The 18223-nt window shown below is 58.2% G+C and carries 15 protein-coding genes and 1 pseudogene; 3 read left to right on the forward strand and 13 right to left on the reverse strand.

Going from position 1 to position 18223, the window contains the following annotated elements; all coding sequences use genetic code 11:
- Positions 1 to 39 precede the first annotated feature (39 nt).
- The 4 genes from CORTU0001_RS07475 to pgsA all read right to left on the reverse strand — a co-directional run bounded on the left by CORTU0001_RS07475 (position 40) and on the right by pgsA (position 2568).
- Complete coding sequence (locus CORTU0001_RS07475) at positions 40 to 900, reverse strand: PspA/IM30 family protein (protein ID WP_005328646.1); 861 nt, start codon at positions 898 to 900, stop codon at positions 40 to 42.
- Positions 901 to 1089: 189 nt separating this feature from the next.
- Positions 1090 to 1452: a helix-turn-helix domain-containing protein gene (locus CORTU0001_RS07480; RefSeq protein WP_005325127.1), complete on the reverse strand. Its 363-nt coding sequence runs from the start codon at positions 1450 to 1452 to the stop codon at positions 1090 to 1092.
- Between the two features lie 26 nt (positions 1453 to 1478).
- Positions 1479 to 1976 (reverse strand): CinA family protein, encoded by a 498-nt coding sequence (locus tag CORTU0001_RS07485; protein WP_005328648.1) that lies wholly within the window; start codon positions 1974 to 1976, stop codon positions 1479 to 1481.
- Positions 1977 to 1983: 7 nt separating this feature from the next.
- Entirely contained in the window at positions 1984 to 2568 is a 585-nt protein-coding gene (pgsA, locus tag CORTU0001_RS07490) for a CDP-diacylglycerol--glycerol-3-phosphate 3-phosphatidyltransferase (protein WP_034668451.1), read from the reverse strand.
- Positions 2569 to 2627: 59 nt separating this feature from the next.
- Here pgsA and CORTU0001_RS07495 point away from each other — a divergent pair, with 59 nt between their 5' ends.
- On the forward strand, positions 2628 to 2915 hold the full coding sequence (locus tag CORTU0001_RS07495; RefSeq protein WP_005328651.1) for a YciI family protein: 288 nt from the start codon (positions 2628 to 2630) through the stop codon (positions 2913 to 2915).
- Here the strand turns inward: CORTU0001_RS07495 and CORTU0001_RS07500 are convergent.
- The 7 genes from CORTU0001_RS07500 to dapB all read right to left on the reverse strand — a co-directional run bounded on the left by CORTU0001_RS07500 (position 2912) and on the right by dapB (position 13043).
- Positions 2912 to 4033, reverse strand: coding sequence for a TerC family protein (locus CORTU0001_RS07500; RefSeq protein WP_005325135.1), 1122 nt, complete (start codon positions 4031 to 4033; stop codon positions 2912 to 2914). The two genes, CORTU0001_RS07495 and CORTU0001_RS07500, sit on opposite strands and share 4 nt — an antisense overlap.
- Positions 4034 to 4202: 169 nt before the next feature.
- Positions 4203 to 7526 (reverse strand): FtsK/SpoIIIE family DNA translocase, encoded by a 3324-nt coding sequence (locus CORTU0001_RS07505; protein ID WP_005328653.1) that lies wholly within the window; start codon positions 7524 to 7526, stop codon positions 4203 to 4205.
- Positions 7527 to 7743: 217 nt separating this feature from the next.
- Positions 7744 to 8379, reverse strand: coding sequence for a TIGR03085 family metal-binding protein (locus CORTU0001_RS07510; RefSeq protein ID WP_005328655.1), 636 nt, complete (start codon positions 8377 to 8379; stop codon positions 7744 to 7746).
- Positions 8380 to 8437: 58 nt separating this feature from the next.
- Complete coding sequence (locus CORTU0001_RS07515; RefSeq protein WP_005328657.1) at positions 8438 to 10579, reverse strand: ribonuclease J; 2142 nt, start codon at positions 10577 to 10579, stop codon at positions 8438 to 8440.
- A 2-nt stretch (positions 10580 to 10581) separates the two neighbouring features.
- The gene (gene dapA / locus CORTU0001_RS07520; protein WP_034668455.1) at positions 10582 to 11490 is read right to left on the reverse strand and encodes a 4-hydroxy-tetrahydrodipicolinate synthase; all 909 of its coding nucleotides are present in this window, start codon (positions 11488 to 11490) and stop codon (positions 10582 to 10584) included.
- A gap of 56 nt (positions 11491 to 11546) precedes the next feature.
- Positions 11547 to 12293: an FAD-dependent thymidylate synthase gene (thyX, locus tag CORTU0001_RS07525; RefSeq protein ID WP_005325145.1), complete on the reverse strand. Its 747-nt coding sequence runs from the start codon at positions 12291 to 12293 to the stop codon at positions 11547 to 11549.
- Positions 12294 to 12296: 3 nt separating this feature from the next.
- Positions 12297 to 13043, reverse strand: coding sequence for a 4-hydroxy-tetrahydrodipicolinate reductase (dapB, locus tag CORTU0001_RS07530; protein WP_005328661.1), 747 nt, complete (start codon positions 13041 to 13043; stop codon positions 12297 to 12299).
- Positions 13044 to 13184: 141 nt separating this feature from the next.
- Between dapB and CORTU0001_RS11505 the strand changes: the two are divergent.
- Positions 13185 to 13573: pseudogene (locus tag CORTU0001_RS11505) on the forward strand (VOC family protein).
- Positions 13574 to 13686: 113 nt separating this feature from the next.
- Positions 13687 to 14385 carry an AMIN-like domain-containing (lipo)protein gene (locus CORTU0001_RS07540; protein ID WP_034668528.1) on the forward strand — a complete coding sequence of 233 codons (699 nt, stop codon included), beginning with the start codon at positions 13687 to 13689 and terminating at the stop codon, positions 14383 to 14385.
- Positions 14386 to 14406: 21 nt separating this feature from the next.
- On the opposite strand, the gene CORTU0001_RS07545 is transcribed toward CORTU0001_RS07540, so the two are convergent.
- Positions 14407 to 15720: an ISL3 family transposase gene (locus tag CORTU0001_RS07545; RefSeq protein ID WP_005328666.1), complete on the reverse strand. Its 1314-nt coding sequence runs from the start codon at positions 15718 to 15720 to the stop codon at positions 14407 to 14409.
- 234 nt (positions 15721 to 15954) lie between these two features.
- On the reverse strand, positions 15955 to 18201 hold the full coding sequence (locus tag CORTU0001_RS07550; RefSeq protein WP_005328668.1) for a polyribonucleotide nucleotidyltransferase: 2247 nt from the start codon (positions 18199 to 18201) through the stop codon (positions 15955 to 15957).
- Positions 18202 to 18223 lie beyond the last annotated feature (22 nt).

Consider the following 18223-nt stretch of genomic DNA (forward strand, 5'->3'; position numbering starts at 1 on the left):
CCGAGGGAGGCGATAACTATTTAAAAGACTGTCGGGGGTTTACTCCCCACGCAGCTCACGCAGCCGGGCCTGCACAGCATCGTTGTTGGCACTGCCTGGCTGAGCAGCGTTGTCGGCAGCAGAGCCAGAAGCTTTATTGCCCTCAATGGCCTGAGCCTTATTGCCTTCCACGGACTTAGCAGAGTTCATTTCACTGCGAATCTGCTCCAAGCGGGAATGACCGGCCATCTGTATGCCCGCCTGCTGAACCTCGGCCATGCGGTTTTCCACGGAGTTCTCAGCCAGCTCAGCCTGACCCAGGGCCTTGGAGTAACGGCGCTCAATCTTATCGCGCACAGCATCCAGAGACGGCGTATTGCCATTGGCGCTCAACTCGTTCATGGAGTTCAAAGACTCGGAAACCTTTTCCTGCATCTTTGCCTGCTCGAGCTGGGAAAGCAGCTTGGAGCGCTCATTGACCTTTTCACGCAGCGCGGCATTGTTGCGCTGAACCGCATTCTTGGCCTTTTCTGCCTGCTGCAGTGCTTGGTCGTGCAGCTTCTTGGTATCTTCCACGGACTCCTCAGCCGTAACCAGCTGGGCAGCGAAGGCCTCTGCCGCGTTCTCGTACTCCACGGCCTTATTTTCATCGCCCTTGGCACGGGCCTGATCAGCCAATTCCAGAGCCTGGCGAGCATTGCCCTGCAGCTTTTCTACTTCTGCCAAACGGCGGTTAAGCTGCATTTCCAACTGGCGCTGGTTACCAATCACGGCGGCCGCCTGCTGAGACAGCTCCTGGTGCTGGCGCTGAGCATCTTCAATAGCCTGCTCGATCTGCACCTTCGGATCGGCGTTTTCCTCGATCTTATTATCGAAGAGAGCCATCAGGTACTTCCAGCCCTTAACAAATGGGTTCGCCATGGTGTGCTTCAACCTTTCTAGGTTAAAAATGTGCGTAATGTTCTGCTGCTTATACTAGCGAAGCGCTGTTTCCACCGCTTGCACTCCCCGCGGTCGCGGGCGCTTGCCGACGCCCCCATAACCACCACAGCCGACCTTCCTCGCAAGAGAATAGGACGGCTGTTGACATAGACCGCTGACCGCTGTGGGCTAAAGCTCTGATGCGGCAGGTGCCGTATGGGCAAGCTCCTCATCCATGGAGGGCAGGGCCATGTAACCGGCCGCTTCAATCAATACGTCCGAGACTGAGCAATCCAGCGCGTGGCACACAGACGCAAGAAGCTCAGAGGAGACCTCCTTGCGGCCGCGTTCGAGCTCTGAAAGGTAACCCGGCGATACGCGGGCCACCCCGGCCAATTCGCGCAGGGTCACTCCCTTGTCCGCGCGGAAGGCGCGCAGCGTCAACCCAAGAGCCTCACGCAAAAGCGGCTCAGGGGTACGAGCAGTGGCGGGCGCCGCTGGTGCAACAGCGCCGTTTACCGGGTGTTCGAGGACAGCAGTAGAAGTGTTCATCACTATAGTCAACGCTCCTTGTCTCGCTATTGTTCCCGCAGTGCCGGATTTTCTTCCAAAGTTGAGCACAGGAGACGCAAGGCGGCTGCGACCGTGGCCTCTCTGATTTCGTTTCGCTCTTTCCCCAACCCGGAAAGCTGTTGGGAAAATCCGACTCCGCTAGGAGAAAAAATTCCGATATAAACCGTGCCCGCCGGCTTGCCTTCTTGTAGGTCTGGTCCTGCCACTCCGGTAAGGCCTATCCCCCAGTCCGCACCGGTTTCTGCCACCGCCGCGCGCGCCATTGCAAGGGCAGTCTCCCCAGAAACCACACCGGCTGCTTCGATATCGGCTACTGGTTGGTGCAAAAAGTGGGATTTCACCTCGGTGGCATATGTTATAAGCCCTCCGCGCAACACAGCCGAAGCTCCAGGGACAGAAGCCACCGTGGCACTGGCCAACCCAGCAGTAAGTGACTCACAAAAGGACAAAGTTTCGCCGCGCTCGGTGAGTTCAGATACGAGGCGGGCCGCCATGGAGCTCATGAACTACCTAGCTATTCTGCTTCTTGCCGTCGATGAGGTACTGAACGCCGGTAACCACGGTCACCACTGCAGCCAAGAGCATCACCAAGAAGGTAGGAACGTTCATCCACTCCGGCAGCGGCCACAGGTACAACCCTACTGCCAAGGATTGCAATACAGTCTTCAGCTTGCCGCCCTTCGAAGCAGGAACGACCTTGCCGCGGCGCAACAAAACCATACGCCAGATGGTGATTCCGAACTCACGAATGAGAATGACCACGGTAATCCACACTGGCAGTACCCCAATGATGTTGAGGCATACCAGTGCGGTAGTCATAAGCGCTTTATCCGCGATGGGATCAGCAATCTTGCCAAAATTGGTGATAAGGCCACGGGCACGGGCGATGTCCCCGTCGAGCTTATCTGTGAGCATTAAGGCCGCAAATAGCCCAAAAGCCCACCAGTCATGGCCAACAATCACCAGCCATGCGAAAACCGGAATGAAAAGAATGCGCAGGCTGGTGAGAATATTTGGCAGGTTCCAATTGGATACCTGTGGATTCACATCCGAAGATTGCGCTGACTGTGTTCCGGGTTGATTCACGTTATACATACTACCTGTTAGCACCAAGCACCTGCGCTTGGATGCCCCTGCATTTTAAAATGCGAAGCATGAAGTATTTTGCTGTTAGCTACGACTACAACCCCAAGAATCCTGAGATTGCTAAGGCCCGCCCCGCGCACCGCGAGTTTACCGCGCAGCTTTTTGAGGAGGGCACCATCATTGCCACTGGCCCGTTGACGGATTCCAAGGGCGGCGCGCTCATCATCGTGGGGCTTGCCGACGACGCCGTGGTCGCCGACGCCATCGCCCTCATGGACCAAGACCCCTTCTACCAGGCCGGCTGCATTACCGGCCGCAGCTTCCACGAATGGAATCCCGTTAACGCCTGCTTCTAGTGCGGTAGCTCTTCCTTGGGCAGGTCTTCGGCCTTGCCCAAGAATTCGCCCTTCTTGTTGCGGACGATCTTATTGCCTTCCTCGTCCCAGTCGAAGTGATTGTGCGATACCGGCACTCCGCCTTGGTTCTCATCGCGCTTGTTTTTAATAATCGAGGCGATAACCGTAATAACCAGTACGCCCACAATCACGATAAGTGAGGTAATAGTGGAAAATTCTGGGATAGACTCCACGTTCTCGCCGCCGTTTACAAACGGCAAGTTATTCTCATGCAGCGCATGGAACATGAGCTTCACACCGATGAAGCCCAAGATGATGCCCAAACCATAGGGCAGGTACACCAGGCGATCCAGCAGGCCATCCAGCAGGAAGTACATCTGGCGCAAGCCCATGAGGGAGAAGGCATTCGTGGTAAAGACCAAGAACGCTTCCGAGGTAATGCCGTAAATGGCCGGAATGGAGTCGAAGGCAAACATCACGTCGATAAGGCCAATGGACACCAACGCAATAAATAGCGGGGTGAACGCGAATTTCCGCTTGCCCGAGGAATCTTCCAGGCGGTGCGTGAGCTTATCGCCGTGGTAGCGCGGGGTGACGTGGACTACCTTGCGGATCAGCTTGATGATGCCCATGTCATTGGGATCGGTTTCGGGGGCGTCGCGGATCTCATCGACGATGAGCTTGATAGCTGTGTAGATGAGGAATATCGCGAACAGGTAGAAGATATCGGACCATGCCGCGATGACCGCAGCACCCAAAAGGATAAACACCAGGCGGCATGCCAAGGCAATGACGATACCGATGAGCAATACCTTTTGTTGGTACTTCCGCGGGATCTTGAAGGCGCCCATGATAAGCGCGAAAACAAAGAGGTTATCTACGGATAGCGCCTTCTCTGTCACGTAACCCGTGAGGAATTGGATGCCGTGCTCGTGATCCCAAATGGCCCACACACCGGCACCAAAAAGTAAAGCGATACCGACATAGAATAGGGTCCAGAACCCGGATTCCTTCAGCGTCGGCTCGTGCGGGGTGCGCACGTGGGAGTAGAAATCAAAAACAAAGAATCCAAGAATGACGACGATAGAAATCGCCCAGATCCACAATGGCACATGCATTGGTACATCCCTCCGGTCGAAGATACAACAAATTGACCGGAGGTCTCCCCCGCCCGGCGAACTAAATTCCGCTGGGCCGGCACGACCGGGAGCGTAATGCTACCGTGCTGACGATCGATGCCGAAGGATGGGGTACTCCCCTCCAAGACCCGTCCAACCTTACACGATCTTAGAAGGCGCCTGCCGAAGGGTTATACGTCGCCTGAACGGTACGGGTGTCGCCGGCATCGCCCTGCGGGGAGGAATCGGCGCCTGCGGAAGAATCGGCGTCGGAAGTAGCGGCAGCTTCCTCCTGCTCTTGCTGCTGCATCTCCTCCTGAATCTCCTTCGGGGCTTCGGCAGGATCGGCGCCCTTAATCATCCAGATGATGGTATCGAGCTCTTCCGGCTTCACTAGGACCTCGCGGGCCTTGGAGCCCTCGGACGGTCCGACGACGCCACGAGATTCCATCAGGTCCATGAGACGACCGGCCTTGGCAAAACCGATGCGCAGCTTACGCTGCAACATAGAAGTCGAGCCCAACTGGGCGGTGACCACCAGCTCGACGGCCTCGAGGAGGTCGTCCATGTCCTTGCCAATTTCCTCATCGATTTCCTGCTTGGCCTCGGATTGCTTCTCTTCAGTCACGCCCTCGGTGTAGTTCGGCGCAGCCTGCGACTTGGCGGCATCGACAACCGCCATGACTTCATCATCCGAGACGAATGCGCCCTGCATACGCACAGGACGCTTGCCCTGCGGAATGAAGAGGCCATCGCCCATACCAATGAGCTTTTCCGCGCCACCCTGGTCCAAGATAACGCGAGAGTCGGTCAACGAGGACGTCGCGAACGCCAGACGCGATGGCACGTTGGTCTTAATCAGGCCGGTCACCACGTCCACGGACGGGCGCTGGGTTGCCAACACCAGGTGAATACCGGCGGCACGCGCCTTCTGGGTGATGCGGACGATGGAGTCCTCAATTTCCTTTGGCGCGGTCATCATCAGGTCGGCCAACTCGTCAACAACACAGACGATGTACGGGTACGGGCGTACCTCGCGCTCGGATCCTGCCGGTGCCTGGTATTCGCCGGAGACCACCTTGCGGTTATAGTCCTCAATCTTGCGCACACGAGCGGCCTTCATATCCATGTAGCGCTGCTCCATCTCCTCCACTAGCCACTGCAAAGCTGCTGCGGCCTTCTTCGGCTGGGTAATGATGGGCGTGATCAAGTGCGGAATGCCCTCGTACGGGGTAAGTTCCACCATCTTCGGGTCCACCAAGATGAGGCGAACCTGCTCAGGGGTGGCTCGGGTGAGCAGCGAGACCAACATGGAGTTGACGAAAGCGGACTTACCGGAACCGGTAGCACCGGCGACCAGCAAATGCGGCATCTTTTGCACCGAGAACGAGGTGTATTCGCCTTCGATGTCCTTGCCCAAACCGATGAGCATGGGATCCGGTGAGCTGGTCATGCTTGGCGCATCAAGCACCTCGCGCAGGTGCACCATTTCGCGGTCTGGGTTTGGAACCTCAATGCCGACGGCCGACTTGCCGGGGATGGGCGTGAGCAAACGTAGATTATCCGTGGCCACGGCGTAGGCCAGATTGGACTGCAGGTTCGTAATCTTCGATACCTTGACGCCTGGTCCCAGCTCGATTTCATAACGGGTCACTGTCGGGCCACGGCTAAAGCCGGTTACCTGGGCATCGACCTTGAACTCTTCGAAGACATCGGTGATGGCCTCAATGATGCGGTCATTAATCTCAGTGCGCTCCTTGGCTGGAGTGCCCGGGGTCAGCAGGTCCGTGGTGGGAACCGCGTAATTCTCGTTGCCAAATTGCGCGGACGGCGCAGGAGCGGCAGAAGTTCCCGTTTCCCCTGCGGCCTCGGCCGCAGGCTCGGTGGCGTCCACCTGTGCGCCGGTCGTAGCGTCGCGTCCGGAGCGCTCGCGGAAGAGTTGGCGGGCCTTCTCATGCGCGGACGAGACCGCATCAGCGCCTCCTTCCACCGCAGATCCAGCAGCGCCTGCAGCTGCACCGGCTGCTGCAGCGCCAGCGGCACCGGCAGCACCCGCAGCAGCAGTCTTTGCCGCGCCACTTGCTGCTCCCGCAGCACCCGCGGCGCCCGCGGTCGCACCAGCGGCCGAGCCAATTGCGTTACCGGCGGCGGTGCCAGCATCAGAGCCCGCCGTGGCCGAGCGAGAAGAACGCGAAGCAGGGCGCTGGCGGGCGGAGCCTAGAACGCGGGTTGGTTCCGGATCCCCAGAGTCCGATTGTGCCGGCGACGACGAAGCGGCGTCTTCTACTACCGGGATCTCATCGGTATCCCCAATATCACGGGAGACAGGCTTTTCAGCCGCGTTAGACACGGACTGGAAGCCGCCTCGCGTTGGTGCGCTAAAGGCGCGAGTGGCCTGTTCCTCCTCTGCTGTAGCAGGGGAATCCACCGGGTAAGAAGAACCACGCGGGGCGGGGTCTTCAGTGGGACGTCGAAAAGCGCGCAGGCTTCCACCACGCTCAGAGGAACGGCGCTTAGCTGCAGGTCGTGCCGGGCGCTCGCTGCGCTCGCGTCCTTCCGCGATGTCATCAATATCGCCAGTCACGTGGCCGTAGAGGTCATCGCCCTCTTCGTCGTAATAGTCTTCATCCGTACCACCAAAGCGGGAGAAGGCCGCAGCAATGGCATCGGCCACCAACTCATAGGCCTCGCGGATAGTAATGCCGGTGACTAACAAGGCGCCGTAAATAATGACGAGGAAAAGCAACGGCACTGCGACGAAAGAGGTAAAGGCCGTCTCCAGAAGGCCTCCGATGGCGTAGCCGATTACACCGCCAGCACCACCGGCGCTGTCCGGAGTAAAGCCAAGCTCAGGGGTACCAGCAAAGATGTGGATCAAGCTGAGCATGGCCAGGACAATGATGCTGATACCGCCCACAATGCGCGGCTTAAAGTGCCCCGCTGGGCCGGAGATATCCATCATCAAGGCAATGGCCAAGGCCACCAGTGCCACCGGCAGGACCCAGGCGCCTGCACCAATGACATAGCGGACAATATTGCCCACCCAGGCGCCTACCTGACCGGCAACGCCGAACCAAACGGTGGCCGCAAGCACGATGGCAATGCCAATTAGAACAAGCGCCACCGCATCAGGATTTTTCACCTGAATACCGCGTGACTCTTCCTCGCTTACTTCCATGGTCGAAAGCTCTTCTTCCGCGGCTACATCGCGCGCCCGAGTAACCTTGCTCTTCTTCTTTTTCTCCCCGCGTGCAGAAATTTCTTCCGGCTCCCTCGTCGTCTCGTACTCCTCGGTGTCATATATGTCTTCGCTGGGCTTGAGCCCGGCCACGCCATGGCTTACGCCCCGCGCCATATTTCCCATGCCGCGGGCCGTGGCACCAAAGGCAACACCCAAGCCTTTGCCGACGGCCCGGAACGCACTGCCCGTACGCTCCTGCGAGGTTGCCGCCGCGCGCCGATGCGAAGACGTCATAGCCAGGTTTTCCGGCATGCCAGCACCGGACCGGCTGCGGCCCGACGGCCGTGAACGATTCGACTTTCGGCGCGTTCCGCGCGAAGAGGAATTTTTGACAGACATACCTCTACCTTAGCCGCGCCACCCCATAAATCACATTAGCCACACGCGTTTCCCTAACACCTGAACCCACAATCTCACGGCGAACGCTTCCCACGCACCCAAAAGCTAAGAAACTGACATTAAATCAAGATTAGAGAATTGACTTTACGATAGCTTCGGAGTCACCTTCAATCTTGACTTCAGCAGCATCACGCCCGAAGGCCCAGAGGATGAGCTCGCCTACCTCGCCCGAAACGCGGACCACGGCATCGCCCTTCTCCGCCACGCCATGCGTATCTGCGGCAACGATTCGCGGCAATCCTTCCGGCTGCAGAATGACCGGACGTTCAGATTTGCGCAGGGCCACCTTAGCCAAGGGCTTTAGGTAGCTATGCATATGTTGCTTGATGTGTGCCGAAAAGTCGCGAGGGCCCATGCCATTAGCGCGGCGAATATCCTCGTGGTGAACAAAGTGCTCCACAAAGTTTTGCTGTGCATCCACGAACCGAACCGGGTTATAGGCAGCAGGTCCCCTCCCCCAGTCATCAACTAACTCATCAAAGTCGCGTTCGGCCACCTTGCGTGATTCCTTTTCCAGACGGCCGGAAAGTGCGTTGACGAAGATGCCGGCGGCCGCATCGGGGCGGTTTTCTCGCACCCACAAATGTACGGCTAGGTCGCGGTTTGTCCAGCCCTCACACAAGGTAGGGGCATCGGGACCAAGCTTATGAAATAGCGCTACCATTTTGGCGCGCTCAGCAGAAGAAAACGACATAAGCCCCAGCATACCGAGCTAACTGGCATGCTGGGGCTTTGTCTCACTTAGCGCAAGGAACCCGTATTACTTACAGGGACTCACGTGAAGCGTCGACGTCTTCTTCATCGGTAACCAAAGGGCCGGAGTTGGTCGGCACGATGGTCGGAAGGATAACCGGCTCGCGCTTGTACTTGGAATCCATGAGCTTGGATACCTTACGGCGCAGCTTCTGCACCATGCGGTAGGTATCATTCTCGCCTTCAGCGGCGAGATCGTTCATGGTGTTTTCCACCATCTCCGCAACCTCCGGCACGATGCCGCGGTCATCATCGGAGAAGCCTGTGGTAGATACCGTTGGGTGCTCCAGCAGGCGCGAAGTGCGGTTATCAATCACACAGGTGATAGAAACCACGCCGCCGGTACCCAGGTTGGTGCGATCAGCCAAGGTATCGGCATCCACATCGCCCATGGACACGCCGTCGACGTACAGGTTACCCACCTGCATCTGGCCTACGACCTCGGCGCGGCCCTTGCGCAGGTCCACGACGACGCCGTTTTGTGCCAGCACCGTACGGTCGCGGTCCACACCGGTGGAGATAGCCAGTTCCTTATTGGCGCGCAGGTGGCGCCACTCGCCGTGCACCGGCATAGCGTTGCGCGGGCGCGCTGCGTTGTACAGGAAGAGGAGCTCGCCAGCGTAACCGTGACCGGAAGCGTGCACCTTTACGTCCTGGTTGGTAATAACGTTGGCACCAATCTGGGACAACATGTTGATGACGCCGTAGACGGCTTCCTCATTGCCCGGGATGAGCGAGGAGGAGAAGATAATGGTATCGCCATCGCGGACAGTAATCTGTCGGTGCTCACGGCGGGCCATACGAGACAGAGCTGCCATAGGCTCACCCTGCGTACCGGTGGTAATCAGCATGGTCTTATGCGGAGCCATCTTGGCGGCCTCATCGATCGGAATGATGGTGCCGCGTGGGACCTTCAAGAAGCCCATCTTCTCTGCGATTTCCATGTTGCGCATCATCGAACGGCCGTTGAAGGCCACCTTGCGGCCGTTTGCCACGGCAGCGTCGATAGCGGCTTGGACGCGGTAGACGTTGGAAGCGAAGGAAGCCAAGATAACGCGCTGCTTAGCGCCGGCAACGAGGCGCTTGAAGTTGGCAGGAATATCACCCTCGGATGCCGAAACACCGGGGACAGTGGCGTTGGTGGAATCGCACAGCATGAGGTCAACGCCCTCATCGCCATAGCGGGACAGGGCTGGGAGGTCCGTTGGACGGTTATCCAGCGGGGTCTGGTCCAGCTTGATGTCACCGGTGTGGATGATATTGCCAGCTGGGGTACCCAGCATGATGCCCAAGGCATCCGGCACGGAGTGGTTGACTGCCCAGAAGCGTACGCGGAACGGACCGTAGGTTACGTCGGACTTTTCATTAACCTCGACGAACTTCGGCTTCTGGCGGTGCTCCTTACACTTTGCAGCAATAAGCGCGATGGTGAAGCGGGAAGCAACGATGGGGATATCCGGACGCAGCTTAAGCAGCCACGGGATAGCGCCGATGTGGTCCTCGTGCGCGTGAGTAACGACGAGGGCCTTGACCTTGTGGATTTTCTTCTCAATCGGGCCAAAGTCAGGCAGGATGAGGTCCACGCCTGGCTCACCGGAGGATGGGAAGAGCACACCACAGTCGATGATGATGAGGTCATCGCCGTACTCGAAGACGGTCATATTACGGCCGATCTCCGAGATACCGCCCAGAGCGTAAATGCGCAGGGCGTCCTTCGGCTGCTTCGGTGGCTCCGGCAGGCGCTTGGTCAGATCCGCGCCCTGCATAGACTTGGGCACGTTGCGGCGGCCACGGTTATTGCGGCCTCGGCCCTTACCATTCTTTCCGTTGCCGTTGCCGTTCTTGCCGCCGTGGTTATTGTTTCCACCGTGGTTATTGCCATTGCCATTCCCGTTGCCACCACGGCCACGGCCGCGGCTGCCACGGGAACGGGAGCGACGGTTGTTGCCGCCATCAGTGTTGTTGTCGGAGGAATTCTTCTTGCCAGAATTATCTTTGTCGCCCTTAGCGGAATTATCCTGCGCGGAATTGCCCGCGTCAGTTGCTGGGGCTTGGAAAACTGGCGAAGCCGCCTCGTTGGAGGCGGTTTCGTTTTCCGCCGGTGGGCCCGCCTTGCGGGTCACCTTGCGGGAACGGTTACGGGGTTCATTCATTCTTAGAGGACTCCAGATTGTTCCAGATCACGGCGAAGTACCTCGCGTTCCTCCTCGCTCGCAGCGGTGACAGGAAGACGGGTATCGCCAACTTCGATGCCCTGCAGGCGCAGGGCTTCCTTTGCAAACGTCGCTCCGCCCAACCGAGCTTGTGCATGGGTGAGCGGAAGGAGCGTAGTGACATTGATTTCTCGGGCGCGGGCCATATCGCCCGCGTCGAAAGCTTCATAAAGTTCTACCAAGGCACGCGGTGCAACATGGCCGATGACGGAGATGAAACCAGAAGCGCCGAGGGAAAGCCACGGCAGGTTAATCGGATCATCACCGGAATACCAGGCCAAACCGGTTTCTTGGATTAGTTCTGCGGCCGCAGGAAGGTCGCCCTTAGCGTCCTTTACGGCTTGGATGGTCGGCAAATCCGCAAGGCGGCGGAGGGTATCCGGCGCCACTGGGATGCCCGAGCGGCCAGGGATGTCATAGACACAGATCGGTAGATCCGTGGCTTGCGCGACTGCGGCAAAGTGCTCGTAAACGCCCTTTTGAGAGGGCTTGGAGTAGTACGGAGTTACCACTAGCAGGCTATCGGCCCCCGCATCTGCGGTGGCCTGCGCCAACTTAATGGAGGTTGCGGTGTCATTCGTTCCGGCACCGGCGCAAAGCTTTGCGCGGTCTCCTACTTCTTCCTTTACGGCTTTGAGCAGCTCCAGCTTCTCTTCAACTGAAGTGGTCGGTGATTCGCCGGTGGTTCCACCAAGGATGAGCGAATCAACGCCATTGTCAACGAGATGAGCTGCTAGGCGACGACCTGCTGCAACGTCCAGCGCACCGTCACGGTCAAACGGGGTGACCATGGCGATGCCGATGCGTCCAAAGGTGTCGACGCCAGTCTTTGCTGTCATACCTGTGCTCATAGCCGTCAAGATTACCCTTTTGGCTTGCAATTAGCCGCATCGGGGTCTCGCGCGTGTTAGGCGTAGGGGCTTGCCGCCATCTGGGTCCCATCAGCCAGAGTGGTGATATTGAAATCATCAAAGAGCACTGGCGCCTTGCTTTGCAGCAGTTTCAGGCACTCCACCGCAACGTGGCGAAGCTCCTCGTCGGCCTGCTCGGCGGCACGAGCACCAATAAAGTGACGCCACGCGCGATAGTTGCCAGTGACAACAATGCGCGTTTCTGTGGCGTTTGGCAACACAGCACGCGCCGCCTGACGGGCCTGCTTCTTGCGCAGGAGAGCGTTGGGCTCATCCAGCTTCTCTTCCAGTGCGCTAAGCAGTTCATCGTAGACAAAGCGAGTCTCATCTACCGCTTGCATTACCAATCGGCTTAGTTGCTCGTCTTCGGCCACCAGTTTTGGTAGAACTACTTCGGTCTCTTCTGGGTGGACAAAGCGCTGGGAGAGCTGCGAGAAGGAAAAGTGCCGATGGCGGACGAGCTCATGGCTCGCCGAACGCGACAGCCCTGTGATGTACATCGTGGCCGTGGCATGCTCGAGCAACGCAGTATGGCCTACCTCCATGATGTGGTGCAGGTAGGCTTCATTGGTTGCTGTCCGGGGGTTTGGCTTATCAAAAGACTCGTAGCAGGCCCGTCCAGCGAACTCGACAAGTGCTTCCCCATCAGAGGCCGAGTCATCCGCGTGCCACTCCACGCCCCGCGGGGCGTGGAACTGTGTTGCGGCAATGAGCTGAATGTCTAGCTCACTTGCTTTAGCCATGGCTTAAAGCCCCAGGTACTTATCGAGGCCCACGACTAGGCCTGGGTGATCCGCAATTTGGCGCACACCCACCAGTACGCCCGGCGTGAAGGACGCGCGGTCATAAGAATCCTGGCGGATGGTCAGCGACTGACCTTGAGCACCAAAGATGACCTCCTCGTGTGCCACCATGCCACGGGTGCGTACTGCGTGAATCGGAATGCCGTCGACGGTAGCGCCGCGGGCACCATCGAGTTGCTTTTCCGTGGCATCCGGCATGTCTCCCAGACCAGCCTCCTTGCGGGCGGCGGCAATTCCCTCAGCGGTATGGATCGCAGTACCGGACGGCGCATCCAACTTGGTTGGGTGGTGGAATTCGATAACCTCTGCAGTCTCAAAGAACTTGGCAGCCTGCTTAGCTAGCACCATGGTGAGAACTGCAGAAATGGCAAAGTTCGGCGCAATGAGGACATTGCCGGCACCGTCCTGCTTGGTCCATTCCTCCACCTGAGCCAAGCGCTCCTTATCAAAGCCGGTGGTTCCCACCACGCAGTGGATTCCGTGGGCAATGCAGAACTCCAGGTTGCCCATTACCGAATCTGGCTGGGTAAAGTCCACGATGACCTCTGCGTGGGCGTCGATAAGCTGCTGCAGATCATCACCGCGGTCAATTTCCGCTACCAGTTCGAGGTCGTCTTCCGCGTTGACACCTGCAACGATTGCCTGGCCTACGCGTCCGTGCGCGCCTAGTACGCCAACCTTGATAGCCATGGTGTGTTCTCCTTCTTCAGCCACATCGGTAGTACTTTTCTCCCCATCCTAACGCGCATGGGGGTTGCGCAATTCCTCGCCTTCCTTGGAACGGACTTGCGCTCTCCGACGATGCCCCTCACTCTCACTAGGATGGCGGGCATGCAGATCTATATCGCTCCGTTCCTGTAGACGACGTTGCCCGCGCTCGCGATTTTTACGTCAATACCCTTGGCTTCCGAGTTAAGGATGACGTAACCAACGGCGATTTCCGCTGGCTCACCGTCACCAATGCTGAAGGTGAGGGAGATACCGAGCTACTTTTGGAGCCGAAGGGCCATCCCGCCGCCAAAGACTATGCCGCAGCACTCAAGGCCGACGGCATTCCAGCCACCCAGTTCCTGTCCGCCGATGTGAAAAAAGAATACAAAGAGCTCAGTGACAAGGGCGTGAAGTTCACCATGGAGCCCACCGATGTTGGCCCGTCCATCATCGCTGTATTCGATGACACCGTGGGCAACCTTATTCAGCTGGTGGAACTAAAGAAGTAGCCGCACCCTCCCCTCTCACACGGGTTAACAATTGCATCACTTCCTACAGTCCGTCCCATCTGCCCCAGTAGAATGGGTGTAACGACACGGTAAGCACCAAGGAAGTGATGAATATGTCTCCCTCAGTTTTCTCTCGCCCTCTCGCCGTGACCATCAGCGCAGGATGCGCAATAGCACTTGCCGCTTGTTCCGATAAAGACACTACGAAGGCAGGCGCGCTGACTTTCAGTGAGGTTCAGTCAGCTACCGACACCGCTGAAGTTCAGACCTCCTCCGCTACCCCTGCTACTTCTTCTGCCCCGCGCAGTACCTCGGCAGCGGATGCAGAAAAGCAGAAGCTCCCCCAAGACTCAGCCCCACTGGCATTCGCCGGTATGGGCACGCCCTCGCTCGAGGACCAACAGCACATGCCGGAGGGGCTCGGAAACCTCATTCCCACGGGCGTGCGAGTGGGAGCACACGATGGCTTCACCCGCGTCGTCATCGACCTGGAGGGAGAAGGCGAACCGGGCTGGTTTACGACCTATACCGATAGCCCTGCCCACCAGGCATCCGGAAAGCCGGTTGAGGTCCAAGGAAATACTTTCCTCAACCTCGGCATTGAGGGAACGCCGTGGCCTGCTACCCCAGAGCTGAAAGCAAAGTACATGCAGCCAGGCACTACCCCTGGTGCCGGGGTGGTTAGCGAAGTCAACTACACCACCACCTTTGAGGCGCAAACCCAGCTCATTATCGGTCTAGAGAAGAAGACCGCCTATTCCGTGACGTATCTGAAAGACCCGTCCCGCGTGGTCATTGACTTCCAGAACTAAGGTTTAGTGGCCCTTCCGGTTTTAGAGTGCATTGATTTTGTCCAGTAGTTGTCCGGAGTGGATCAGGCACCGCAAGATGTAGTGGTTGAGGTTTTTGAATCCTAGGGCGATGCCACGTAGGTGTTCGAGTCTGCCGTTGATTGCCTCGACGGGGCCGTTTGAGGCACCGATATCAAAGTAGGCAAGCACATCTTTGCGTCGACGCCACAGGGTGCATCCCAGTTGGGCGAGCTCTTCTAAGCCTTTTGGTAATCCTTTACGCAGGGTGTGGATGATGCGTTCCATGAGCTTTTTGCCTTCCGATTTCTTCGGATGCGCGTACGCTGCGATCATGTCTTGGTAGAGCAACCACGTTACTTCTAGGGCCACGTAGTCGTCATCGGTGGCCCACAGCATTTCTAAGCGTTGCTTTTGCCGCTCGGTGAGATAGTTCGTCCTGGTCAACAGGGTGCACCGGTGCTTATACAGTGGGTCATCTTTGCGTCCGCGGCGCCCAGTGGTCTCGCGTTGGAGTCTTTGTCGGCAACTGGTGAGCTTGTCGGCTGCCAGATCCACCACATGGAAAGAGTCCATGACTTTGTCCGCCTGTGGTAGTTGCTCCTCGACTGCGGTGGCATAACCGGTGACCCCATCCATTGTCACCACCTGTATCTGCTCCCGGAAGCTGGGGTTGCGCTCTTTAAGCCATCCGCTGAGCACATCTGCGGACCTGCCCGGTCGCATGTCTAACAAACGAGCAGGCCCACGCCCGTCCACCAGCGGGGTGAGGTCAAAGAGTATGGTCACCAGGTTTGATGCCTGGCCTGGTTTTCTGGTGTGTTTCCATACATGTTCATCGACTCCGAGGACGCGAACCCCGTCTAGGTGGCAGGGGTCGCCGTAGACAAGCTGGCGGCAGGCGTCCAGTGCGACTTTATTGACCAGGTCCCAGCCCACACCGAGTGCTTTGGCGGTAGCTGACACACTCATCCGGTCAATAGCAAGGCGTTGCAAGATCCAGCGGGTGACCCGGTGGGTGAGCTTGGCGCCGTCATCCGCGCAGGTTAAAGATTCTTGGAAGATCTTTCTCTTACATGAGGTGGTTGTGCACCGGAATCTAGGGACTTTTACGTGCAGCCTAGTAGGAAATCCAACAACAGGAAGATCAACGAGTCGACGGGTGATGTGGTCGCGCAGCATTCCTGGCTGTCCGCAGTCCGGGCACACGCCGGTAACGGCTACTGGTTTAGCCTCAATGATGGTCAGCGGTCCGGCATCAGCGGCACCGGTGATGGCAAGTCCGATTTCCGCGGTACGGCAGATAGTGTCGGCGACGAGGTCTCCAGTAGGCTTCACAGTACGGATCCCTGGTGGGTTTAGATGGTTGTGTAGGAACTTTCATCTTCACACCAGGGACCCCTATATGTTGTGGTGACCCGCTGAACCCGTCGTGTTCTACTTCACCCCGCTACGCACCCCAAAACCGGAAGAGCCGGTTTAGCGGCGCCTCTAGATGGTGCACATCTACGAAGAAAGGCTCTGCCTTCCAGCGAGTGGGCTGGAAGGCAGAGCCTTCTTTGGGCTTAGGGATTAGTCCTCCACCGGAACCAGGGAAATCTTGCCGCGGTTATCGATATCCGCGATTTCTACCTGAACCTTATCGCCAACGTTGATGACGTCTTCTACCTTCTCGATGCGCTCGTCGCCACCCAGGTTGGAAATGTGGATCAAGCCATCGCGACCAGGCGTCAAGGAAACGAATGCGCCGAACGGAACGGTCTTTACCACGGTACCCAGGAAGCGCTCTCCTACCTTCGGCAGCTGCGGGTTAGCAATGGAGTTGACCTTATCGATGGCAGCATCCGCAGCCTCACCGGTAGCAGCGGAAACGTAGACGGTTCCGTCATCCTCGATGGAGACATCGGCGCCGGTTTCCTCGGTGATCTGGTTGATGGTCTTGCCCTTTGGTCCGATAAGCTCACCGATCTTATTAACCGGGATCTTCACGGAAGTGATCTTCGGAGCAAGGCCAGACATCTCGTCCGGGGTATCGATGACCTCAGCCATGGTTTCCAGGATGGTAGAGCGGGCATCGCGAGCCTGCTCCAGTGCTTGGGCCAGGACCTTGGACGGGATGCCATCCAACTTGGTGTCCAGCTGCAGGGCGGTGATGTACTCAGAGGTACCGGCGACCTTGAAGTCCATATCGCCAAAGGCATCCTCGGCGCCGAGAATATCGGTCAGGGCGACGAACTTCTCCTTGCCGTTTACTTCGCCAGAGACCAAGCCCATAGCGATGCCAGCTACCGGAGCCTTCAGCGGAACGCCGGCATTGTAGAGGGACAAGGTGGAGGCACACACAGAGCCCATCGAGGTAGAGCCATTGGAGCCCAAGGCCTCAGAGACCTGGCGGATGGCGTATGGGAAGTCCTCACGGGATGGGATGACCGGAAGCAGAGCACGCTCGGCCAAAGCACCGTGGCCGATCTCGCGGCGCTTCGGAGAGCCCACGCGGCCGGTCTCGCCGGTAGAGAATGGCGGGAAGTTGTAGTGGTGCATGTAGCGCTTGGATTCCACCGGGGTCAGGGAATCAATCTGCTGCTCCATCTTGAGCATGTCCAGGGTGGTAACACCCAGAATCTGGGTCTCACCGCGCTCGAACAGGGAGGAACCGTGAGCACGCGGAACCAGGTCCACCTCGACGGAGAGGTCACGGATATCGGTAACGCCGCGGCCATCGATACGGAAGCCCTCGGAGAGGATCTTCTGGCGCACGATCTGCTTCATCAAAGCGTTATAAGCGCCGCGGATCTGCTTAGACGCATCGGCCTCTTCCAAGTCTTCGAACTGGTCCAAGAGCTTTTCTTCGACCTGCTCCATGTATTCATTGGTGGCGTCGTCGCGTTCCTGCTTGCCCGGAATGGTCAGCAGCTTTTCTAGCTTCTTGGTAGCAGCCTTTTCCACTGCCGCGAAGACATCATCGCCGTATGCCGGGAAGAGTGGGAACTCCTGGGTTTCCTTGGCGGCACGATCCGCCAGACCGTTCTGGGCCTCGCACAAGGTCTTAATGAATGGCTTTGCTGCCTCCAAGCCTTCAGCGACGGCTGCTTCCTGCGGTGCAGGAGCGCCGTCGGCAATGCGCTCGGCAACGTTGGTGCCGGCACCGGCCTCAACCATCATGATGGCTACGTCGTCCTTGCGGCCCTTTTTGACGATGCGACCGGCAACGACCATCTCAAAGAGAGCGCGCTCGTGCTGCTCGTGATTCGGGAACGCTACCCACTGGCCTTCCGGGTGCTTATCGTCAGCAATCAGTGCCATGCGGACACCGCCGACTGCACCGGAGACGGGCAGGCCGGACAGCTGGGTGGCGGCGGAGGCGCCGTTGATGGCAACGACGTCGTAATACTCTTCCGGATCCTGGGACATCACGGTGACAACGACCTGAACCTCGTTGCGCAGACCCTTGACAAAGGTTGGGCGCAGCGGGCGGTCGATGAGGCGGCATGCCAGGATGGCCTCAGAAGAAGGGCGGCCCTCACGGCGGAAGAAGGAGCCCGGAATCTTGCCGGCGGCGTACATGCGCTCTTCTACGTCCACGGTCAGGGGGAAGAAATCGAATCCCTCGCGCGGCTGGTTGGACGCAGTGGTCGTGGCCAGCAACATGGTGTCATCGTCCAAGTAGGTGGTCACGGAGCCGTCTGCCTGGCGGGCCAACTGGCCGGTTTCAAAGCGCAGGGTGCGGGTGCCAAAGTCACCATTGTCTAGCGTGGCAATGGCCTCGGTAATGCCAAAGTCCTCGTCAATATTGAACTCGACGGAGTTCTGAACGCTCATTAAAAAATGTCTCCTTGAGTGG

The organism is Corynebacterium tuberculostearicum SK141 (genome assembly GCF_000175635.1).
Lineage (GTDB): Bacteria > Actinomycetota > Actinomycetes > Mycobacteriales > Mycobacteriaceae > Corynebacterium > Corynebacterium tuberculostearicum_C.